Raw genomic sequence first — 22,544 nt, 5'->3', positions numbered from 1 at the left:
TCATAACAAAATGATGAATGGAGGAAAAGTTGAATTGTAGAATTTGTTGATACTTCTGGGTTACTTGCAAGCTATTTCTATTATTTTCAACATGTTAAGCTACGTGTTTTGGCCCTAAAACTTTGTAGAGATTTTCCATTCTTAGTAAACAGGTGTGGGATGCTTTAATTGAGCGTCTCTGTTTGAAGTAAACATTGTTGATTTAGAAAACAATCATAAGAAGTAGTTTTATACGATTGCACGTTTTGCAGAAGAAAGTACATGAACATCTTAAGTATATGTGGTGCGAAAAAGAGCAATCAAATGAGTTGTGTTTAAGTAAGAAGTTTTGGAATATTATGAGTTATTAAAGGAAAAAACTTGCATCTTATCGAATGTTTATATATAAAGGAAGGTGATAGCTATGACTTTAATTGCACCTATTAATCATGAGCAATACAGTTTATACGCACTTCGCACCATTCCGTTCAAGCAAGATATGATGAAATTTAATCCAGTTTATAAGTCTACAATAGATGCACGGCTACAGGAACAATTATTTCCAATTTCGATACTTCAAAAAAGAAAATACGAAGTGAAAGAAAATGATGAAAAACGATATTACGAAATTACTGGTAAAGGGAAATATATAAATGAACTAGTCTGAATAATGGGGGCGTACTACTAAATGAAGTTATGCAACATTCAACAAGATAGTTATTATTTTCATGCTGCGGTCAATATTGGTTATGTGAAAGCGGGTGACCAAGGGTTGTTAATTGACGCAGGTCTCGATAAGAGTTCAATAAAAAAAGTAATTAAAGAGCTTGATAAAGAACAGTTACCTCTTACTCACCTATTTATTACTCATGCACATGCGGACCACTTTGGAGGTGCTGCGCATTTACAAAAAACAAAAGACGTATTTACGATGGCTCCACCACTTGAGGAGGCGGTTTTACGGTATCCTATTTTGGAGCCAATATATTTATTTCAAGGAAACCATCCTTTACCAGAAATGAGAAATAAGTTCTTGGAAGGTGAAGCTATCAGAATTGACCAAGTACTAAATGAAGGTAACCATGAAATAGATGCTTTTACGTTTGAATGTATCTCATTTCCAGGGCATAGTGAAAATCAAATGGGTATAAAAATCAATGAAATTTTATATTGTGGTGATGCTTATTTTAGTATAGAGCAGCTTCAAAAACATAAAATTCCTTATATTGTAGATTGCCAACATACAATAAATACATTAGAGAAGTGTTTGGGAATTGATTGTTACGGGGCAGTACCTGGACACGGCGAATTTGAAACTGCTTTTCAACGGACTATTAGAGGCAATATCGTATACCACCATCAAATATTAGATTGGATGAGTGACTACTTTAAGTTGAAAGAAGCCAATGTTAGTCATGAAGAATTAGTTAGAGATGCATGTGAGGCCTGGGAGGTTTCTTTGCCATTCGTATCATCGTGGATGCTGTATCGTACAGCGATAACAGCGTACGCAACTAAGCTAGTAAAAGACGACTTAGTAGAGTTATCAATAAAAGATTTTGCGCTATCATTTAACTGGAAAAGCTAGTGAATGTTTGCACTAGCTTAATAAATCCAAAGTGCTGTATGTGCTCCGCCACTTGTTGTTTGCTGAAATTAACATTCTGTTCGTATACAGTAGAAAGCAAAGTATTAGCTGTTATTTAATAATACAGCTAATACTTTTTTATGATGTGATAAGTATTGTTGCATTTATTGGCGTTACTATTTATGCTTGTCTCTTTTTGAAATATATTAAATGGACCTTGTAATATATGAGAAAAGACGCCACGACTAGATTTGTAGGGGGGCATCTGTGTACGAGGCTAGTAGTGCGAAATCAACCTTCGAAAGACAGGAACATGTAAGAAAACGATCTATTGACTACAAAAAAAGTCCAATATCTATTGGACTCTAAGAGAGAGGTGTGTCTTAAATACCGTTCATATCAAATAAGATACATTATAAAGATGAGAAAAATATGTGACGATGATGGGAAATTGTGTGAATATTTGAAATATCTCCTTTTACAAACTTTGTTGCTAATTAAAAAAAACTAAAGGAGGTGTATTTAAAAGCTGAGAAAAATACTACGAGTGTAATTAAAATATTCTTATGTCTAGGCTCTGTTCGTATACTTTGTTGCTATTGTTATAAAAAATGGACGGTATGAATAGTTTTTATAAATCCTCAATAAATGTAAAAGTAGAAAAGATGCCACGAAGCCTATGGTTATACGTGTCTATCTATTAGAGCGAAAAGCTAGTCACGGAGAAAACTGATTTAACAAAGGCATTAAGCAGAACTATGCAGTGTAATACAATAACAAAATACTTAGTAAGTGATAAGTATCGTCCGCAAATACGTCTAACTAGTTGTCGGTTTGAACATCTATTTTTAACCCCGCAGCACTTGGGGGCCTTTTAGAATAATTCGTAGGATTTGTTTAGACATATGGCCAGGTGATGGATAAGGTTCTTCTTTTAGCCACCAAGTGAGAACACCTATAAAAGCTGAACTAGCGAAGTGAAGAAGCAGTTCTTCAGGAAGGAGTAGGTCATTTTTTTCCTTACCTAGCTCCGTTAAATTGTCTTTGAATTTGTTGCGAATGACATGCTCAATTTTATGTCTAAAATCATATACACCGTGTTCACCGAACATCACTTGATAAAAAAAGCGGTGTTTTTCAACATGTTCAAATACTCTCAGTATTGTTGCTTGAAGCTTGTTGGTTTGTAATAGCTTATTTTTAATATGATTTGTTGGATCATATACATCTTCAATCTCCAACAACACATGCTCAATCATGTGATCTAATAAATCATATTTATCTTGGTAATGTAAATAAAAAGTAGCACGATTTATCATTGCTTCATCTGCAATATTTTGGATGGTGATACTGTCAAAGCTTTTAGCTTGATCAAACTTAAGAAAGTCTCTCCAATTAATTTTCGTGTTCTGGAAAGAAATCATTTGATCATGGCTTAGGTATATTAGGTTGGGGTCGAGTAGTGAGTTTGATGTTGATGTTTGTAGCTGTTTTGAAGTGGAAAAATGGAATAAATGAAGCAGATAGTCAGTTGAGTATAGACAGTCAAAATTGAACAGAAAGTACTTGTTTTAAGTTGCCTAATAGAAAGGAGAGGCATTAATACTTCTGAACGTGTAATCCCTCTCCTTCTTTCCATTCTGCGTATAGGATTTCTGAATACTTTGTTGCACCGTGAACTTGAATTTGCCCTTGAAGCCACTTTGTATCGAAGCCAACTTCCTCTAAATTTTCCCATAGCACTTCCCCGTCACTAATTAGTGTGTTTGAAAGTACAACATTTTCTTTAGATAAATTCATATCACCACGTGTGGGAGCTGCATATTTGGATTTTTTAAGAACGTTAACAGTTCCATCTGTTTCTAGTAATGCGTATTCAACTTCTCGAATAGAGAATGCATCCTTTGTTCGTAGAAGGTGCTGTAATTGATTAATATCGAGTTTATTTTTCTTTAATTCATGGTAATTAATTTGTCCTTTGTTAATAACGATTGATGGCTTACCTTCAAGAAAAGCTCTTGTTCTCTTCCATTTTTGAGTGATCATTTCCATCGTGTAAATTAATAACCCCCAAATTGCAACCGAATAAATAATTTGCCCTAACCCTGTATTCTCATCAAATAGTGCGTTTCCAACTAATTCGCCGAGGACAAGTGCAGATATGAAATCAAAAGTAGTAATTTGAGTGATTTGTGATTTCCCTAACATTTTTGTGACCAAAAATAACGCAATAAAGCCAAAAAAAATCTCGATTGTAATATGATAATAATCCATGTTATGCACACCTTTATATATGAATCAAAAAATATGCTGCTTATAGTTAACTAGGTATTATGCAATTGCTATTAGTGGATATGTTTTTTAATAAATTTTGTTACTAACGTGACAATATTATAGCGGCAAAAAATGATTTGTTAGCTGTTTGACATCATTTTTATGTTAATGTTTAAGTACGAAAAATTACAATCAATGCAATAATACCTTATAAAAAAAATAATATTTAATTGTAACTTCTTAAGTCAGAAACAGCGTTTCAAAATGACAAGGGTATGTACGAATGATTATTAAGAACGTCGCTCTGCTATTCCTATAAGTTCATTATTATGATGTACAGACAGGGATTTTTTATGATCTTTTCAAAGGCTTTATTTTGGAGTAGACGAATAGAAAGGCACTTATTATTAATTTTATGAAAAGGAACAGGGAGATAAAGACATTAGACTCTAAACATAGAATTTCAAGCGTGTTAGATTGAAAATTACAGTATTGACCGATAATATGCCGGATTTGACCCGGAAATCACGGTATTTGACCCGAAAATGACAGTATTAGACCGATAAAATGCCGGATTTGACCCAGAAATCACGGTATTTGACCCGACAATTACAGTATTGACCGATAAAATGCCGGATTTGACCCGGAAATCACGGTATTTGACCCGAAAATGACAGTATTGACCGATAAAATGCCGGATTTGACCCGAAAATGACAGTATTGACCGATAAAATGCCGGATTTGACCCGGAAATCACGGTATTTGACCCGAAAATGACAGTATTAGACCGATAAAATGCCGGATTTGACCCGGAAATCACGGTATTTGACCCGAAAATAACGGTATTAGACCGATAAAATGCTGGATTTGGCCCGAAAAACACAGAATTTGACTTGTAAAACACAATATAAACAGGGAGATAAAGATTTCTTTATCTGGTTCAATATGTTTAGGTGTTTATATTTATGTACGAAAATCAACCAGAAAATAGTCTTTATTAAATTTCGTTAATTTACAATAATTAGTCCGAAAAATGGAATTTGAGATGATTGTCGTCGTCATATCGAAGTAGAGTCATTTGGATAGGAAAGAGTAGTCTAATCATATCATCATCGTCTAGAATTGCTGAACAAGAACTTGTAGTAATATTATAATATTGAAACGAATGTATGTTCTTGTTATTGTGCTTATGATAAAATATAAAGAAAATAAGGAGCAAAAAAGACTATGGATAAAATTAATTGCATTGAGTTAAAACATTTTTCTGATGAATATTTGGAAACCTTATCTTCTTTTAAACTCCCTGAAGAACAAGTAAAATTTACTGCATTACCAAGTAAGGTTTTGGAGGTGACAGAAGGACAACATCGAATTATCATTGTTAATAATAATGTACCTGTTGGTTTCTTTTTATTGCATTCAACTGAACGAGTAAAGGAGTATTCAGTTAATCCGAAGGCTATGTTGTTAACCGCATTATCTGTTGACCATGCGCATCAAGGAAAAGGTTACGCCAAACAAGGTATGATCGTCTTAAGGGATTTTGTTAAAGCTGAATTTCCTAATTGTGATGAAATTGTTTTAGCAGTGAATCATAAAAATGTTCCTGCTCAACAGCTGTATGCAACAGTAGGGTTTGAAGACACTGGCACGCGAAAAAGTGGTCCAATTGGGGAACAGTTTGTTATGAAATTATCGCTGTGATATCCACCATTTGTAAAAAAATGTTATTCAGCAATTGGTGTATTTCTGTATTGGATTAAAGAGTTTTTTCAATGGTTTTAAATATTGAAAAATAGATGAAATTTATTACCAAAACTATAAAATCATAGGTAAAAATCATTATGATGAAAAATAGTAAAAAGGGAAAGCTTTTCTATTGTTGAAGCTTTAGCGAAAGTCGCATCCGAAGGAATTTTATATAATTTGGTTGGTTATTAAACATCGGTAACATAGTTAAAATCTAACCTGAAAACATCGCTTTTTGTAAGGAATTTAAATAAAAAAGCGCTAATAACCATTTCTCGTTATTAGCGTAATGTACATTGTATTTTATAGACATTATGTTAATTGTTTAACCATCGTTACGTGAGGAATTCCTGCATCCATAAAAACCTCAGAGACTGTTTCATACCCAAGTTTTTTATAAAATTGTTCTGCATGGGTTTGAGAATTTAACTTTAATTTATCAATTCCTTGATCAATGGCAAATTGTTCAATTTTGTCCATAATCATTTTTCCACTACCTTTTTTACGGCTAGTTGAAAGAACACAAATACGCTCTACTTTACCAGTGTTTTCTAATTGGCGAAAGCGACCCGCACCAATTGGTTGATTTTGATCATACAAAACAAAGTGTGTTGCTTCATTTTCTAAGTTGTCTATTTCTTCTTCTTCAGAAACTTGTTGTTCTTCGATAAAGACCTGTCTGCGGACCAATAATGCATCGTTATATTCTTCGTTAGTAGTAGCTATTTTTACTTTCAATCAGTTAACAATCCTTTCCAAACTGAAATGTTTCATAAACAGTCCATTGTCCATTGTCTAATTGATATAATAAATGGAAACGGTCAATTTTTTCTTCGAAATTTACATTTGTCATTTTTAATCTACCAAAAACATCAGAATGTTCATCATTCGATAGTTTTTGTCCTATCGTAATATGAGGTACAAATGCATATTCAGGATCGTCTGCAAATAAGCCAGAATGAAGCATTTCATGTAGATTTAATAATTCAGGTGTAGGGTCAACTTTTAAATAAATGACATTATTGACAGGTGAAAACGAGCTAAATTTATACACGTGTAGATTAAACGGCTGAACTTTTTCTGTTATATCCTTTAATTGTTCAACCATCTCTTTCATATCGTTATCATCTGATTCAAATGACGCTTTAAGCGTAATATGTGGCGGAATAAGTGAATAATTAGGGTCATATCTCTTTCGGTATGAGTTCGCTTTATCTTGAAGTTGTTTTGAAGGGAATAATACAATTCCGTATTTCATGATTTCAGCTCCTTTTCTTAAAATGGATTTCTTTAATTATACTCTTCTTTTACACATATGTTTGTACATCGGCAGGCTCCGAAACAATCAATTAGAAAAAATGCATCTACCTCTTTGACTACATGCTATTAAAATGTTTGAATATAATAATTTCTATTATAGCAAAATAAGTGAAAATTATATATATTAGCTATTTAAAGAATTATCTTGTCACATAGACAGCATCATTTTAAGTGCGCGACTAAGATCAGGTTGCCAATAAGTCCACGTATGGTCCCCATCAAATTCATCATAAAATATCGGATAGGATTTCTTCTTCATCACGTCATGTAACTCTCTGTTCGGATATACAAAATCCTTTATTTGTCCATCGGTTGTCTTTACTTCTGTTTCTTGTTTTCCAATTACGTGATAAAGCTCCAATTGATGAGGAAGTTTGAAATCTTTTACCTTATCAATTACATGGCTGTTCACATATGGGGACTGCATGATGATTTTTCCAAATGTATGTGGATATGTTAATGCAGCTAACAAAGATACAGTTCCACCTAATGAATCACCTAATAGTATACGCCCCATACCCATATTGAATGTTGGATATTCTTTATCAATATATGGTGTTAACTCATCTGCTAGAAAGCGTATATATTGCTGATGTTTTTGTCCATTTGGATGATACTTTTCTTTTCGGTCGGTCACATCTTTATAAGGTATAGCTACTATAATCGTGTTATCTATTTGTTTTATAGAGAGTAGATGATCTGTCACTCTGGCAATTTTACCTAGATTTAAGTAATCTTGGCCATCCTGTGCGATTAATACGTGATACTTATACAATGGTGAAAAATTCGCAGGTTCATATATGAGAATTTGTACTTCTTCATTAAGGGCTTCACTCGTTAAAGTCACTTCTTTAATTTTGCCTTTTATACCGTTCATGTGATAAACCTCCTACAGCTGTCATAGTACGTTAATATCATCAAATTGTACCATAAACAACGGTATAATGCTGTTAAAATGATAGGAGGGTGTGATAGATCATAAATGACAGAATAAAGTTAAGGGAAGTAAAAAGGGAAGCGGAAAGGAACACCATCGGTATGCCCGCTTAATCGACATGTATATGACGGTGTGTAATTGAAGTAGTTGCTGTCATTAATTGGCTTCTTTTAAATTAGTGGTATTTTGTAAATAACGATCAATGAGTGAATCTAAGTTTTTGATTTTTACTAGCGCCAGCTTTTTCTCGATTGTTCGATAGTGATGTTTCCCATTTGGTTCTTCGTCAGCCTCATCAGCTAATTTTACAACCTGTTGTAAGTCATCTGTATTTAGCTTGCCTTCAGGAAGGTAAGAATCTGTGTGTAGCAACACTGCTAATGCAATTTGCTTGGCATTCGTAGGTTTTTCTCCTAATCGGATTAATAGTTTATGTGCACGTTCAGCTCCTTTGATCGCATGTATATCATTTTGGCGATATTGCTCAAAGTCCCATTTGCCGTCTTGATACCACTCATAATGGCCGATATCGTGTAAGAGTGCTGCTTTTGTAGCTAAATCTACATCAACTTTATACTGTATTGCTATATGAAAGGCATGGTAGGAGGTGGAAATTGCATGAGCAACTCCAGAACGATTAAGATATTTTTGAGCAATCGGATGTAAAAAAAGGTCTGTTAAGGTCACTTCTCTCATAGGTGCTCTCCTCCATTCTATTTTAGTTAAATAAAAAAGTGTTTCTTTTTAGAATAACAAAAAAACGAGCTGATTGGAATAGTTCTTTTGTATTAATTGTGGATTTTTACGGTATTTTCACATTGTTTAGTCGCGTTGCACAATAGCCACTTATACATCTTTTCTATTTTGGGTTTCTCGTAAATTTTGTTGTTGTCGTTCCTAAAATAACAGATAAAAACCTCGTTTTTCTCAAGAATCATAATTTTATAGAAGGAAAGATGCAATGCCCCGAACCTTAGTTGTATACATGATTATTTTAATAGAGAAAAAACAACAATTTATACGAAAACAGCCTATAAAAAAAAGCAACAATTGATGTGAAAGAAGCCCCTAATTTAAAAGATAGAAGTTTTAGATAATGATGTTCATCTAAATAATGACAAAATACAAAGTTTACGAAACGAGCCTTATTTTCATTGTGAAACTGGGATTGCCGATAAAATATTTGCTAGATTAAAAGTTCGTTGTTCATGACGTAACAGACAATATGCTTTGACATAGCTCGGTGTTACTTGTTCAACCCGTAAAATCCTTTGTGTTATTTGACCAGATTTAGACATGTATATGACTTCTATCGGTTGCTTTAGCTCTAAACATCTTAAAAATAATCGATACAAGATGTAACAACCCCTTATAGATTAATAAACTTGTTTTTAGATAAGATCTCAAAAAGCTTCTTTTCATATAGGAGAAAAAAATATAGAAAATATGTTCTTTGTTACTTTATTATTGTCAATTTTCTGTCAATATATAATTGGACAGTGCTATTAGTGGAAAAATTGTATTGTAGCTATGGTATTGGGTGTAAAATTGACCGGGTAAGCCGGTGCCTGTAGGATAAGTATGTTGGGTAGAAGAATAGTTATTTGAAATTAAAAATTGTATTCCAGTTTGAATCGATCTTTCCATTTTTGAATTAGAAGTGAGCAATGCATCTAAAGCCCATGCAGTTTGAGAAGGTGTACTAAATTGCAAAGGTACGAATCGTTCGACTTCAGCACTGCGACAAGACTCTCCCCATCCACCATCATTATTTTGAATATTTTTAAGCCAACGAATTGCCTTACGTATACAAGGGTGATTTGCTTGGATACCAACTGCCCTCAAACCTGTAACAGCAGCCCATGTGCCATAAATGTAACAAATACCCCATTTCCCATACCAAGAGCCATTCTCTTCTTGATTGTTAATTAACCAATTCACAGCTTGTTTTACTTGTGGATGTTCTTCGTCATAGCCAGCAAAGTTTCCAAGATATTCAAGTGTACGTCCTGTTAAATCAGCTGTTGATGAGTCACGCAATGTAAAATTAGCGTTTTCGATCGGTAACGTTGCTAACCATTTTTGGTCAACGTTTTTTTCAAATGATGGCCAGCCACCGTCATTATTTTGCATAGACAGAAGCCACTTCTGCCCTTTCGATAAAGCGACTTGAAAAGGATGTTGTGTTTGAGCCGTTGATGTGATGGCTCTTAGTGCTGCAGTTGTATCATCAATATCAGGAATAATCGTGTTTATATCTGAGAAACCCCAGCCCCCTGGTTCTGTATTGGGGTTGTGTACTGTCCAGTCTCCATATTTTTTGTGCTGACGGGATAGTAGGTATTCGTTAGCACGATGTATCATTAAAACATCTGCACTTACTCCTGCTTTTTGGAGCGCATAACTTAATAAGGCTGTATCCCATACAGTTGAGGGTGAGTTTTGAATATGAACTTGGTCGTTAGCTGGGCAACTGAGAGATTTCAATCCTTTAATTGCTTTTTGGATAATCGGCGAATCTTTCGTGTATCCCAATGCTAAAAGTGCAAAAACCATGACGACAGTTGAGGTAGCGTAACTATACAAAGTCCCATTACTTTCAATTCTGTCTAGTAAAAACTTCTCAGCTTTTTTTAATCCTTGTTCATGGATATGTAGCGGATAGCTAGCAAGTTTTTTAAGCTGTGTTAAGAATTCATGTGAAAGTCTACTTTCTCTAATCCAGCTTTGTGTGAATAAAGAAGGAGGTGTGGTGAATAGATGACTTACATCTGGTGTACTCTCAGAACGAAGTGAAATGCGTTTGTTTCCACAAATAGCCATAGGAATAAAATGAATTCGGGCATAATTACTAATTGAATAAATGCTAAGTGGCGAAAATTTTGGAAGCATTAATATGGACATAGGAATATAAAATGCTGTAGGCCAAGGATATTGGCCGCATACAGAGAGAATAAACTTAGTTGTAAAATGAGCCTTAGTCAACCCACCTTGTGATTTAATGTATCGTTCTGCTTTCTTCATATTTGTATCACTTTTTTTCGCAGCTTTAGAGCATAATAAGGCGAAGTAACATTGAATGGTAGCAGATAAATTTCCATCTTGCTCATCTTCATACAGCTTCCAAGTACCATTTTCACTTTGTATACTCAATAATCGATTTGCAAGTTTTGATATTAATGATTCTTCATCTATACCAAGGCAATGTAACAAAATAATAGTATAACAATCCGTTAATGGAGGACCTTCAAAGCAAAATCGCCAAGTCCCATCTGTATATTGTGTTTCATGGAGGTCATGCACCATAGTTGTAATTTCTTCACGAATTTCTTCGTTTGAAAACAAAAGAATCACTCCTTATAAAGTGGTTAGCCTGGGAGAAGGGTTGATCAGCTTTTTAAAACAACCTTTTTACTATATATTCATGTATGCTTGTACATATTGACGTGACAGGAAAACAATACTATAAAAAAACATTTTAATTCTGAGAATAGATTCGTATGAGTAAGAAATGAAAGAAAATGTACTTACATGCATTTTCATACGAACAACTTCTAATACATTTAGTAATATTATCAGTCAATCATTAGGGCTCTTTTCGTAAACGTTGTTGCTACAGTTCCTAGGAGAAAATGTCGCTTTATTCAACAGTCATCGTTTTATAGAAGAAAGATGCAACGAAAATTAGTTCGTGTTTATTTTTTAGTAAACACAACATTCTATAAGAAAACAGCAATCAGTAAAGAATGTTTACCATCATTAGTTGTGGAGATGATTGTTTGGAACAAGAGGGGAGCTTTTTTTGTAAACTTTGTAGATTAGAACATTTAAATGAAATTAAGGAATAAATGTAAATGTATGGAAAAAATAGTGTCATTGGGTTTAGGTGTATATGATTTAGTTCTTTGTAGGATAAGCAACAGAAATAATTGTAATTGTGAGGTGGGTATAAATGAAGTGGGTTCGTATTTTATGTGGCTTGTTAGTATTTGTACTTATGTTATGTCAAATCGCAGCCCCTGTATTTGCTTATAATGAGTCGAGTGGAAAAGTAATCAAATTTTCAAGCAAGAGTCATGTTCAAGATAGAATAAAAGTAGCTAATTTACCTGATGCTAATGTTACATTGCTAGCGATTAAAGAAGACAAGTGGTTTAAATATTTTCAGCTTACAGTAGGAAAACGAAACAAAGAGTTTGTACATTGGATGAATGTCACAGATCATGACTTTCAGCCAAAATTGTACTCTATTGATGTAACAAATACTGGTCAGGAGGAAATTATTGTCGTCCTCACGACAGACCGAGACAAAGGTGTATATATAAATGAAGCACATGTATTAGAAAGAACATTAGTAGACAAAACAGATGTAGTGAAAGAAATTTATATTGAGAATCCACGAATCATCGCCGCTCAAAAAGTTAATATGAAGAGAACCAAGAGAGGAGTAGTTTTAGTAGTAGATGGTAAAAGTACATTCATTCCAAATAATAAGCTAGATTCTAAAGAAGAGTTACCTCAACTATCAATGGAACATTTTGTGAAATTTACGATAGAAGACAATACACTTAAGGCTATATTATTGGTAGAAGAAAAACCGAACCATTATTATGGTAACATCGTCATTACATACGAATATGCTAATGGCATCATGAAAGCTGAAAAAGTAGAGCTTCGATTAGGGTAACAATAGCGCGTATTAGAATGGCAATAAAGATTAAATTATCATCATTTAATTAAGTAAAACCAATAGTTTCCATGAGTAGGGAAGGGGGAAAATTACACAAGAAAAATTTTGCTAAATGCCTGATTAGATATGTCTATAAATAATGAAAGGTCAGGAAACATGATTTTAATTCAAAGTATTACATTTAACCTATTAGATGGTCCTTCAACAAATTTATGAATATGTCTAATAGGTTAAATTTCTAAGTCAGCTGTTGGATATTCAGAACTACAATTCAATCGTAGCTACATAGTTCTTTAGCATTTTGTTCTTAAAAATTGTTGCTTGATTTTATGCAAATGTCATTTGCATGAAGGAAGAACAAGTGCTTTTATTTCTGAGAAAGAAATACAACCCTAAACAAAAGCTAATACAACAGTTCTTACTATATAATCATATTTTTTCTAATATGATACTGAGAATGTAGTATAGATTATAAACTAAAAAAGAAACTACAATGCAAAGGTACTTCGCAAAGTAGTTGATGTAAACAATCTATTTTGAACACATTGCCAAACTATGAAGAGCCTTTGCAATTACAAGACGGCATTCCAGGTACAACTCCACTTGAAGGTGATAGTCTCTTTTGGCTACATTGTTCTTCAAGAGCTGAAATAAGAAGGTTCTGGACTATTATTGATTCTGGGGTTTCGAAGGCAGGGTTAGCTAGGTTTTTTTCTTCTAACGGATCATTAGTAAGGTTGTATAGTTCATATTGATCTGGAACTGGATTATACTTTGTTTTCGTTAAGCAAAGGTAGCATTGCTCATTTGATGTTGTATTAATCGCAGAGCTCTGGACAGTTGTGTTGTCCTCACACCCAGGATCACTCCAAAATTGTGGATTATCATAATAACGACTAAGCTTCCACCTTTCTCTTTTTTTATCCATACCAGTAGGTAACATCGTAATAATCGCTTCAATATGATTTGGCTGGACGACTGATTCATAGGGCTCTCCTGATAATGTGACCTGATTCAATCCCCTTGTCACATCATCATCACTCATAAAATAAATCGGTTCATCGTCACGGTAAAAATTCTTTCTTCCTTTTAACAAGGGGGTAAGGTCACGACCAACTAGAGGGTGTACTTCAGTATGGTCTAGCCTCAGCTTTTCTTGTATTTCCATTGGGTTAATACCTGCTAAGCCTAGCATAGTTGGCAGAACATCAACGTGACTCGTTATACTTTCTGTACTTTGTCGACCAGAGAACAGCCTAGGACTGTGGATGATCATAGGGACTTGAATCGACTCTTCGTATGTGTTATACCACTTTTGAAATAATCCACCGTGTGCACCTAATAATTCTCCATGATCAGATAAGAAAATGACAATTGTATTTTCATAAAAATTAGATTTCTGAAGTGCTTGAAATACTTTCAACATTTCCTGATCGGCTTCTTTTTGTAAAGAGTAATACAACTGGCGATAAAAAAGTGTGTCTCTTAGAGGCTGCAAAGCTTTCTGATAAGTAACTCGGTAGCTATCTTGTGCGATGGGTTTTGTAGATAGTGATTCCTTTGCCGTTGGAGCAGGAGGAATGAACGGAACAGAAGGGTCTACTTTAAAATTATACAGTGCACTTAATTCTGTAACGATTCCGAATAATGCGATATCATGTGGATTTACAAATGAGCTCATAATCAACCATGGTGCATCATTTTCTTCTTGTAATTCGAGAGACCGAATCAATGCAACAACTTCTGCAGAATAGACAACATCTCGCCCACTGACACCTATGGCTGCTGAACATCCTGAATTTCGAGGAGCTGAACCATGAGGCTCAGGACCCACCCAGCCAGAGAACCCAAACTTATCCAATTGATCAGCGCTCAAATACTTTCGAACCTTCTCTTCATCAGGTATTCCTGTCAATGTATAGCTTGGGTAAGCATCTTTTGTACCAGGAATGAGAATATCTTCATCAGAAGCATGCCACTTTCCTTTCCAAAAAGTACGGTACCCAGCAGCTCTAAAATAGTCACCCATCGTTGGAACGCTATTTGGGTCTAACCAGAATAAATCTGGGTCAAACGCGGTTTTAGCTACACCGCTCGTTTGTGTTACCCCATGTAGGGAAGGGTATTGCCCAGTATACAATGTCGCACGACTTGGTGAGCAAGCTGTACTCCCAGCATAATGATTGTTAAATTCAAATCCATTTTCACGTAAAAGCTCTTGTGCAATAATATTTTCTTTCCGCCATAACTTTAGTTCTTCGTTTTCATAAATTGATGGAAATCTTTCCTGGTCGACCATTAAAATAAGAAAGTTTGGCTTTTCTTCTTGGACATTTTTGTTGTCTGAACTTGTTGTCGCTTGATTCACTTAACATAACCTCCATATATTGTGATTAGGGTAAAAGGTACTCTCGTATGCTTTAATTCATCTTCACTATATGATGGTTATAAAGTTATCATTCTAGAATCATTATGAATAAGCTGTATAACAATCGATGTCCCAAAATGGGTAGAAAACACCTTTCATTGTTTCTAAAATATATACAAATAGAGTGTAGGCATCATTTTTTTAAATATCAGCCTCAATTGACAAAGAATAAACACCGTTATTACAAAGTGTTGGTTTCATTGAGCGTAATAAACAATATATATCGAAAAACTCGAAATATTGATAAAATGATTGTTAAATAGTTGTATTGGAGGATAATAATGAGAAATAAAGTGACAGGTGTTTTACGATTTTTAGGCGTATTTACTATTTGTGTAGGGATAATTATAGGCGCTTGGTTGGCAAATGATACACAACTATTATCTTTTGGAGGGGCTTTTTTAATTGCCTGTGTTATAAATAGTTTTTTGTTATTTGGTCTTGCTGAAGTAATGAATGTGGTATTCAAGATCTACGAAAATATGGGCGGTTCGACACTCAAAAAACTTGAAATATCTGGCTCACTAGAAAGTGTACAAGCGAATAGTAAAACAAAACGAATCGGTATAAGCGATAGGAAGACGATTGAAATGTTTTATGTTGATTCACATAGTCAAACAGCAATTGAGATAGTAGGCACCCCATTTGAGGATTTCTTTTTGGTGAGAAACAGTGACGGAGGAATAGATATAGTAGAATTAGGTGGTTTTAAGCCGCAAATACTAAGCGTAGAAAGTATAATAAATCATCCTCAATTAAAAGATTGGTATGAGTCATTATAGATAAAAAAACAGTTATCGAATACAAGTAATCTCTCCGATTCTTCAAATATCGTCATATAAAATCTAGATAAGAGAAAAGAAAGTACAACGGGCTTCAACTATAGCATAGGTACGAAATAGTTACATATTTTTGTTTCTAGTAAACTTGTACTCAGGAACTACTTAATTAGCTTATAGATTTTTAATCGTGGGTGTTCTAAAATATTTGGAAATCAATATATTTAATCAATAGGCACATTGCGTAATCTTGATTACAATTTTATTAATCATGGAAAATAACTTCAAAAATTATTAAGTAAAAAGATGCTGCGAACGAAAAAAGCCTAGTATAAAATCAAAAATCTGTGCGAAAACAGGTAGCAAATAAAAATTGTTATGTATTCACTTGAAATGCCTTAAGATAATGTCTAAATCCTTTAATAATACCTCATCATGGAGGATCTCGTAATTGGTTAGTCAGTTATACAAGAACCATTTTACAGTTTATAGCTATTATCCTGTCATGAGACCAAAAAAGGAGTGAAAGCATTGTTAACGAAGGAGGAACAATTTATACTTGACGAATTAAAAGTTATTTTTAAAAATGAAGGCAAAGCAGCAGTTGAATTCAATAGACGAGAATTAGTAGAGCATTTTTCAGACATCAATGTTCCAGTTGTTATAAAATCTCTAGTGATCAATGGCTACTTAAGTATTGAACATCTGCCAAAAGGAAAACTCTTACTAACCATCTTGTAGATTAATAATAAAAGTGAAAGCCTTAAGGAGATATTGTCTGTTTACAGGATGCCAAAGAACACAAAGAAATCAAAGAGTAACGGATACATAAATAACTATTGTTGTATATGTATCCTTTACTTAACGCTAATACTCGTAGTTAGCAAACAATCTTCATTAGATTAGAACAAGTACATACCTCCATTACGTTATCGTTATTCATAATTAACGATGTAATATTTGTTTGTATTATTAACTGTGTATGGGTGAACCTTGTTTCCAAAACTAAGTGACGAGCCACTTGAAAAATTATAGGATTCGTAGATGAGTCCTATAATAATTAAGTACGTTGGCTGGTCTTTTTGTTGTGCATGAATAATATTGATTTCTAGATAGTAGCTTGATTATAGGTTGCTAAAACTAATTCGGAGATGGTTTTCTTTTGGTTACATATACAAGAGCCTTTACATGTGTAAGATCCATTTATATTTTCTTTCTTAGGTATTTGTATTACACCTTCCCTACTGTTGTTGAGACTTAACAACTATTTTATTTGAATCCAAAATCTCCATAAAAACTTTAAAATTTCATTCTATAATAACTCTGTTGAACTAACTAAAAGGCTTGCCACAAGGATAACCTTTTATTAATTATTGGGGTGTGAAAATTGAAAAAGGTGGTTCAGTGTAAACTATATAAAATGGGTGAGTTCAGTGTTGAGTAATATGCGTAAAAAAGAAAATAAAATAATATTTATTACTAAAGGGTATGCTGTGACAATACCAAAAAAACTTAGGGATTTTTGTAATATGGAACCTGGGCAAGTAGTGGATGTTTACTATAGTGATATGTGGATAGAAATAACGAGCAATAGAAGAAATGAAAGTTTAGAAAATCAAGTAGTGGTTGGTTCCAGAGGTTCCATATATATACCAAAAGAAATACGGAAATTTACGAATATTAATGAAAGCACTAAATTTAAAATTTGTATTAATGAAAATTTAAAATCAATCAAACTAATACCATTTGTTTAGGGCAATAAACTTGGACTATAGTGTACATAGGTTTGTTACATCATTCATCAAATTAATTTTTTTAAAAAATACACTATTTCTTCAAAAAAAATCCTTTAAATCTGCATATTCCCTCGATATTTTTAGAGTGTAAAAAAATATCTTCATAGAGGAGTTAGGGATGTTAAAGAAAGTATCAGCATTTAGCCTACTCGTAGTGTTACTAAGCATAGGGATAGTCGTATATGCAGATGGAGGGGATGCGGGAAATTATGAAGACATTTCATCAGTTATTAACGGTTTTAGAGGAGAAAATACTTTAATAGAACAAAAAAATCAACTCTTTGAACAATCCGATGGTCATGCTCACGGTGAAGAGATTGTAATTGTAGATTCTCCAAATTATGTGGTTTTAGGAATATTTGGGACAATTATCTTCTTGTTTTTAGTGTTGGGTCTCATTTTAAAATTACATAAGAGAAAAATTGAAGAAACATATATTCAAAGAATACATATGAAGAACTTGTTGTCGCATCCCATTATAAGCAGTTTTCTTAAAAGTAAATGGTATCCTGGGATTTTTCAATGGACAGCCATTGTTGTGTTTTCAATCATTGTATTTCAGTTAGTTGCGGGTACAACAAATGGTCATAAGAATTTTGGAACGACGATGACATGGGTTCTTTGGTGGCCTATTATACCGCTTTTATTTATCTTATTTGGAAGGTTTTGGTGTGCAGTTTGTCCATTCGGCAAAATAAGTGACATTGTTCGAAAATACTTTGGTAGTGAACTCCCCGTACCAAAATTTCTAAAACAGTATGGTATTTGGTTAATTGACTTATTTTTTATTTTAATTACATGGAGTGATCACGTTTTTGGTATTGTCGATTCACCTAGAGGATCTGGGTATTTATTATTAATCTTGTTGACAATGGTCATCATCACATCTGTTTTTTACGAAAGAAGAACTTTTTGTAAGACACTATGCTTTCTAGGTGGTCTTGCAGGTAATTATTCTAGAGCTGGTATTGTTGAATTAAAAGGGACAGAGGAAATTTGTAAAAGCTGCAAAACTCAATCATGTTATCGGGGTAACAGCAAAGTTGAAGGTTGTCCTATGTTTCAATTTCCAAGAACAATGGATTCAAGTGCGGATTGTAACTTATGTGCGAATTGTATTAAAGCTTGTCCTAATGATTCGATTCAAGTTTCAATTCGTAAACCTACTAGTGAGTTATGGGGCATAAAAAAGCCAAGGTTAGAGCATACCGCATTAGCAGCTATCATTATGGGAATCGTATTTGTTCAAAATATTACGATGTTGTCTGTATGGGAAGATATTCTACAATACATAAGTCAATTAACGAGAACAACGAGCTATGCAATTAATTTTACAGTTGCATTTATAGTATCAATGGTTATTCCATTATTCCTTTTGTGGTTTGCTTCTTTTATAGCATCTAATAAAAAGGACATGCAAACAATTAAAGAGTATTTTGTAATTTTTGGTTATGCCATTATTCCGCTGGATTTGGCAGGGCATATGGCACATAATTTATTTCATATTTTGACCGAGGGGAAAGCAATTTGGTACAATACGCTCCAGTTGTTTGGTATTAAAGCGAGTGGTGATTTAGCTATTAGTTCAGGTTTAACAGTACAAATATTACAGTATGCGATTATAGTTTTAGGATTGCTTGGCTCGATTTATACCGTACATCGTATAGGGAACAATAATGGTATTCAGAGGAAGCTACCTTTTTATGTGTTAATGATAGTATTTACAGTAGTCAATATTTATCTGTTTGCACTGCCAATGGATCACCGAGTTCATTAAATTTCTTTCTAGAAGGAGACTATTATATATGAAAATGTTAAAGACAATTGCTCCTATTTTATTAGTAGGAGTAGTACTTGTTGGCTGTAATTCCAATGAACAAACTACAGAACCTACAAAAATAGAAGGTGGCAAAAAAATTGAACATATGCACGGGTTATCATATCAGGATGATACGATCTTTGTTGCTACACATGAAGGAATGATTTCCACTAGTGATAAAGGAGAATCATGGTATACTGTTAGCTCTCATGATAATGATTTTATGGGTTATCATGCACTATCGAATGGTGAAATGATTACAAGTGGTCATCCAGGGAAGTCATCAAACCTTCCAGATCCTCTTGGACTTTTAAAAAGTACTGATAATGGAATTACATGGGAAGAAGTATCGTTACAAGGCAAGATTGATTTTCACATTTTAGATGCAAATTATTCAAATACTGATATTATATATGGTTTGAATCAAATGGGTAGTGGCAAATATGGGGCAGGTATATTTAAATCAATTGATGGTGGCGAAAATTGGGATAAAATTGAGCCAGTTGGCTTACCAGATGACCTTCATAAAATTTACACATTAATCTCACTGCCGAATAATGATAGTGAACTATTGGCTGGAACACAGAATGGTGTCATGAGTTCTGAAGATAGTGGAGAGACATGGGAGTTATTAGATGGAAACCGCTTAATTACTGCAATTACAGTTATGCCAAATGAAAGCAAGGACTTAGTGAGCTACTCAATTACACAAGATGAAGCAGGTATTATGAAAAGTAGCGACAATGGGCAGACTTGGGATTACATTGGTCTAGACTTGGGAGAGGACGCAGTCAATAATATATCTATAAATGCAGATAATAATAACTTAATGTCAGTAACAACATTTAACAACTCTGTGTATGTGACTGAAGATGGTGGGGGAAATTGGAAGCAAACGATAGATGCTGGAACTATTAAATAACAGCTATAGAAGAGACTCGACATATTAGTTGGGTCTTTTCTATATTTAAGAAATGATGGGTATTACATATTTGAAATTAATAAAATGCTTTAAGGATCTGCAAAATTTCTCAATTAATTTCGAAGATAATAACGATAAATAACATAAGCTTGTTGCATAAACTTTGTTGCTACTATTTTTTCACTATTAGCAACATAAACGTATTGAACATATGCAATTGAAAGTTATGAATGAAGTTCAATAAATCTGCAAAAATTCTTGCTAGTATAAGAGCAAACGAATGGAGTGAACTGATTATGATGGGATGGCTCGATAGCTGCTCTGGTTTTCAAGGAGGAAGTATGATGATGCTAGGGATGTTTATCTTTTGGGGAGGCTTACTTTTCTTGGGGTTTTATCTTCTGAAAAAATATCTGAATGGCAATAACCATTCATACCAACATTCGATAAATATTTTAAATGAAAGGTTTGCAAAGGGTGAAATTTCTGAAAAAGAATATGACCATTTAAAAGCAAAAATAAGAAATAAATAACAAAAACTGCTTCTATCTTTTATAAGTAGTTGGGCTAAACAAGTATAATTTGACAACTGAGTATTGTGGAAAATCAATGGAAGATTAGTAGAATGAACTTAACCAAAGGGGTGAAGGGTTTGGGGAAGTTTCGGTTATTGACACTTATAATTGGAGGAATATCTTTCATATTAGTTGGGTGTCAACAAGCAACTTCAAGTGAAGATTCAACATCTATAAATATATTAGATATACCAAAGGAAACTCCAAATGAAGAGGAGATTGTTACTTTTGATATTATTGCTCAAACAACTGTTTGGGAAATAAAAAATAAACGATTTGAAGCTTGGACTTATAATAACGAAATTCCTGGAGAGGAGATACGTGTAACCGAGGGAGATTTCGTACGTGTAAATTTAAAGAACAACCTTGATGAGCCAGTTACGATTCATTGGCACGGCATGGTTCTCCCTAACATGATGGACGGTGTAGCTGGTGTGACACAAAATGCAGTGCAACCTGGTGAGGAATATACCTATGAATTTGAGGCAATAGAAGCAGGGACGTATTGGTATCATTCCCACCAAGATAGTGGTAATCAAGTAGATAGAGGTTTATATGGCGCACTAATCGTTGAACCTATGGAGAAATCTTATGACCAAGATTTTGTACTGATGCTAGATGAATGGTCTATTGGTGAAAGTGGTGGAATGATGGGCCATATGTCCGGTGGCACTCCTGGAGAGATGGACTCACAGATGACCTATGGAACCTTTACTGTGAATGGTAAAAGTGCGCCAAATATCGACCCTGTTGTTGCTAATTTTGGAGAAAGAGTAAGATTGCGTCTAGTGAATGCTGGATATCAGAAACACTATTTATATTTACAAGGGAACTCTTACAATTTAGTTGCAAATGACGGTAAAGAAGTGATTGGGGCACCACTAATCCCTGATGTAATTGAGATAGCTCCTGGGGAGCGGCTAGATATTGAGTTTATCGCTAACCAGAGTAATAATTGGTATATTTCTAGCGTGAATAATGTTGAAGGTGCCAACGATATAAGAATTCCTATTATCGTAAATCACGTTGAAAAGCAAGTGGAAGATATAGATCCTGTTGTAGAAGGAAAAAAGGAGTTATCACTTATTGATTTTACAAACATTGGTGAAATGGAGTCGATTATTAGCACAGAAGCCGAGCCAGACCTGATATACGAAATGGATTTGAACGTTGGAATGGGTATGATGGCAGGTGGTATGACCTACAAGATTAATGGAAAAACATTTCCTAATACTGATCCTATTAAAGTTCAGAAAGGTGACGTAGTAAAAGTAACGATTACAAATAATAGTATGTTAGACCATCCGATGCATTTACACGGTCACTATTTTCAAGTGATAACGAGAAATGGAGAGAGGTTAAAAAATCCGTTAGTAAAAGACTTAATTAATGTTAAACCACATGAACAATATGAGATCTTATTTACTGCTGATAACCCAGGAGAATGGGTCTTTCATTGCCATGACCTTGTCCATGCTGGAAATGGGATGGTAACAGTTGTTAAATACAATGGATATTATTCACCATTTGAATTAGAAGGAGAGTACTTCAATAAACCCGAATAAGTTTATGTTATATAACGAGTTTCTTATTTTTCTATACTTTCTTTATAATTATGGCTCTTTTAATAAACTTTACTCAACAGTCATCGTTTTATAGAAGAATTGTTACCCAAAGCCTATTTGTAT

20 protein-coding genes are annotated in these 22,544 nt (G+C 33.9%); 11 read left to right on the top strand and 9 right to left on the bottom strand.

The features are described from left to right. Positions 1-403: 403 nt before the first annotated feature. Positions 404-646 carry a hypothetical protein gene (locus tag SLH48_RS16950; protein WP_320259126.1) on the top strand — a complete coding sequence of 81 codons (243 nt, stop codon included), beginning with the start codon at positions 404-406 and terminating at the stop codon, positions 644-646. A gap of 21 nt (positions 647-667) precedes the next feature. After that, a complete protein-coding gene (locus SLH48_RS16945; protein ID WP_320259125.1) occupies positions 668-1,567 on the top strand; it encodes an MBL fold metallo-hydrolase in 900 nt (299 codons plus the stop codon). Positions 1,568-2,415: 848 nt separating this feature from the next. On the opposite strand, the gene SLH48_RS16940 is transcribed toward SLH48_RS16945, so the two are convergent. Together SLH48_RS16940 and SLH48_RS16935 are read right to left on the bottom strand one after the other, a co-directional pair. Beyond that, positions 2,416-2,991 (bottom strand): TetR/AcrR family transcriptional regulator, encoded by a 576-nt coding sequence (locus SLH48_RS16940; protein ID WP_320259124.1) that lies wholly within the window; start codon positions 2,989-2,991, stop codon positions 2,416-2,418. Between the two features lie 175 nt (positions 2,992-3,166). Beyond that, entirely contained in the window at positions 3,167-3,841 is a 675-nt protein-coding gene (locus tag SLH48_RS16935; protein ID WP_320259123.1) for a DUF421 domain-containing protein, read from the bottom strand. A 1,227-nt stretch (positions 3,842-5,068) separates the two neighbouring features. On the opposite strand from SLH48_RS16935, the gene SLH48_RS16930 reads away from it, so the two are divergent. Continuing rightward, positions 5,069-5,545: a GNAT family N-acetyltransferase gene (locus SLH48_RS16930; protein WP_320259122.1), complete on the top strand. Its 477-nt coding sequence runs from the start codon at positions 5,069-5,071 to the stop codon at positions 5,543-5,545. Between the two features lie 357 nt (positions 5,546-5,902). Here the strand turns inward: SLH48_RS16930 and SLH48_RS16925 are convergent, their stop codons facing one another. The 6 genes from SLH48_RS16925 to shc form a co-directional block, all read right to left on the bottom strand. Further along, positions 5,903-6,328 carry a GNAT family N-acetyltransferase gene (locus SLH48_RS16925; RefSeq protein ID WP_320259121.1) on the bottom strand — a complete coding sequence of 142 codons (426 nt, stop codon included), beginning with the start codon at positions 6,326-6,328 and terminating at the stop codon, positions 5,903-5,905. A 4-nt stretch (positions 6,329-6,332) separates the two neighbouring features. Next, positions 6,333-6,848: a YjcG family protein gene (locus SLH48_RS16920; protein ID WP_320259120.1), complete on the bottom strand. Its 516-nt coding sequence runs from the start codon at positions 6,846-6,848 to the stop codon at positions 6,333-6,335. Between the two features lie 210 nt (positions 6,849-7,058). Next, positions 7,059-7,787: an esterase family protein gene (locus SLH48_RS16915; RefSeq protein ID WP_320259119.1), complete on the bottom strand. Its 729-nt coding sequence runs from the start codon at positions 7,785-7,787 to the stop codon at positions 7,059-7,061. Positions 7,788-8,003: 216 nt separating this feature from the next. Further along, the gene (locus SLH48_RS16910) at positions 8,004-8,543 is read right to left on the bottom strand and encodes an HD domain-containing protein (RefSeq protein ID WP_320259118.1); all 540 of its coding nucleotides are present in this window, start codon (positions 8,541-8,543) and stop codon (positions 8,004-8,006) included. A gap of 455 nt (positions 8,544-8,998) precedes the next feature. Continuing rightward, the gene (locus SLH48_RS16905; protein ID WP_214483383.1) at positions 8,999-9,202 is read right to left on the bottom strand and encodes a hypothetical protein; all 204 of its coding nucleotides are present in this window, start codon (positions 9,200-9,202) and stop codon (positions 8,999-9,001) included. A gap of 115 nt (positions 9,203-9,317) precedes the next feature. Next, positions 9,318-11,192 carry a squalene--hopene cyclase gene (gene shc, locus SLH48_RS16900; RefSeq protein ID WP_413785437.1) on the bottom strand — a complete coding sequence of 625 codons (1,875 nt, stop codon included), beginning with the start codon at positions 11,190-11,192 and terminating at the stop codon, positions 9,318-9,320. A 607-nt stretch (positions 11,193-11,799) separates the two neighbouring features. Here shc and SLH48_RS16895 point away from each other — a divergent pair. Next, on the top strand, positions 11,800-12,534 hold the full coding sequence (locus SLH48_RS16895; protein ID WP_320259116.1) for a hypothetical protein: 735 nt from the start codon (positions 11,800-11,802) through the stop codon (positions 12,532-12,534). Between the two features lie 556 nt (positions 12,535-13,090). Here the strand turns inward: SLH48_RS16895 and SLH48_RS16890 are convergent. Beyond that, positions 13,091-14,905 (bottom strand): sulfatase-like hydrolase/transferase, encoded by a 1,815-nt coding sequence (locus tag SLH48_RS16890; RefSeq protein WP_320259115.1) that lies wholly within the window; start codon positions 14,903-14,905, stop codon positions 13,091-13,093. 341 nt (positions 14,906-15,246) lie between these two features. Between SLH48_RS16890 and SLH48_RS16885 the strand changes: the two genes are divergently transcribed. The 7 genes from SLH48_RS16885 to SLH48_RS16855 all read left to right on the top strand — a co-directional run bounded on the left by SLH48_RS16885 (position 15,247) and on the right by SLH48_RS16855 (position 22,421). After that, positions 15,247-15,747 (top strand): hypothetical protein, encoded by a 501-nt coding sequence (locus tag SLH48_RS16885; RefSeq protein WP_320259114.1) that lies wholly within the window; start codon positions 15,247-15,249, stop codon positions 15,745-15,747. A gap of 528 nt (positions 15,748-16,275) precedes the next feature. Further along, positions 16,276-16,485, top strand: coding sequence for a hypothetical protein (locus tag SLH48_RS16880; RefSeq protein WP_320259113.1), 210 nt, complete (start codon positions 16,276-16,278; stop codon positions 16,483-16,485). A 695-nt stretch (positions 16,486-17,180) separates the two neighbouring features. Beyond that, positions 17,181-17,498, top strand: coding sequence for a hypothetical protein (locus SLH48_RS16875; RefSeq protein WP_320259112.1), 318 nt, complete (start codon positions 17,181-17,183; stop codon positions 17,496-17,498). Between the two features lie 160 nt (positions 17,499-17,658). Further along, on the top strand, positions 17,659-19,317 hold the full coding sequence (locus SLH48_RS16870) for a 4Fe-4S binding protein (RefSeq protein WP_320259111.1): 1,659 nt from the start codon (positions 17,659-17,661) through the stop codon (positions 19,315-19,317). Between the two features lie 28 nt (positions 19,318-19,345). After that, a complete protein-coding gene (locus SLH48_RS16865) occupies positions 19,346-20,281 on the top strand; it encodes a F510_1955 family glycosylhydrolase (RefSeq protein ID WP_320259110.1) in 936 nt (311 codons plus the stop codon). A 230-nt stretch (positions 20,282-20,511) separates the two neighbouring features. After that, positions 20,512-20,814, top strand: a complete 303-nt coding sequence (locus SLH48_RS16860) for an SHOCT domain-containing protein (RefSeq protein ID WP_320259109.1) — start codon at positions 20,512-20,514, stop codon at positions 20,812-20,814. A 119-nt stretch (positions 20,815-20,933) separates the two neighbouring features. Then, positions 20,934-22,421 carry a multicopper oxidase family protein gene (locus SLH48_RS16855; RefSeq protein ID WP_320259108.1) on the top strand — a complete coding sequence of 496 codons (1,488 nt, stop codon included), beginning with the start codon at positions 20,934-20,936 and terminating at the stop codon, positions 22,419-22,421. The last annotated feature ends 123 nt before the right edge of the window (positions 22,422-22,544 follow it).

Origin of the sequence: Cytobacillus sp. IB215316, assembly GCF_033963865.1 — a bacterium.
GTDB lineage: Bacteria > Bacillota > Bacilli > Bacillales > SM2101 > Nanhaiella > Nanhaiella sioensis.
This window is presented reverse-complemented; position numbering and strand designations above follow the sequence as displayed.

Excerpts from the sequence above, each read along its gene's own strand:
- SLH48_RS16950 (WP_320259126.1), top strand. The coding sequence starts at position 404 with ATGACTTTAATTGCACCTATTAATCATGAGCAATACAGTTTATACGCA.
- SLH48_RS16945 (WP_320259125.1), top strand. The coding sequence starts at position 668 with ATGAAGTTATGCAACATTCAACAAGATAGTTATTATTTTCATGCTGCG.
- SLH48_RS16940 (WP_320259124.1), bottom strand. The coding sequence starts at position 2,991 with ATGATTTCTTTCCAGAACACGAAAATTAATTGGAGAGACTTTCTTAAG.
- SLH48_RS16935 (WP_320259123.1), bottom strand. The coding sequence starts at position 3,841 with ATGGATTATTATCATATTACAATCGAGATTTTTTTTGGCTTTATTGCG.
- SLH48_RS16930 (WP_320259122.1), top strand. The coding sequence starts at position 5,069 with ATGGATAAAATTAATTGCATTGAGTTAAAACATTTTTCTGATGAATAT.
- SLH48_RS16920 (WP_320259120.1), bottom strand. The coding sequence starts at position 6,848 with ATGAAATACGGAATTGTATTATTCCCTTCAAAACAACTTCAAGATAAA.
- SLH48_RS16915 (WP_320259119.1), bottom strand. The coding sequence starts at position 7,787 with ATGAACGGTATAAAAGGCAAAATTAAAGAAGTGACTTTAACGAGTGAA.
- SLH48_RS16910 (WP_320259118.1), bottom strand. The coding sequence starts at position 8,543 with ATGAGAGAAGTGACCTTAACAGACCTTTTTTTACATCCGATTGCTCAA.
- SLH48_RS16895 (WP_320259116.1), top strand. The coding sequence starts at position 11,800 with ATGAAGTGGGTTCGTATTTTATGTGGCTTGTTAGTATTTGTACTTATG.
- SLH48_RS16885 (WP_320259114.1), top strand. The coding sequence starts at position 15,247 with ATGAGAAATAAAGTGACAGGTGTTTTACGATTTTTAGGCGTATTTACT.
- SLH48_RS16870 (WP_320259111.1), top strand. The coding sequence starts at position 17,659 with ATGTTAAAGAAAGTATCAGCATTTAGCCTACTCGTAGTGTTACTAAGC.
- SLH48_RS16865 (WP_320259110.1), top strand. The coding sequence starts at position 19,346 with ATGAAAATGTTAAAGACAATTGCTCCTATTTTATTAGTAGGAGTAGTA.
- SLH48_RS16860 (WP_320259109.1), top strand. The coding sequence starts at position 20,512 with ATGAAGTTCAATAAATCTGCAAAAATTCTTGCTAGTATAAGAGCAAAC.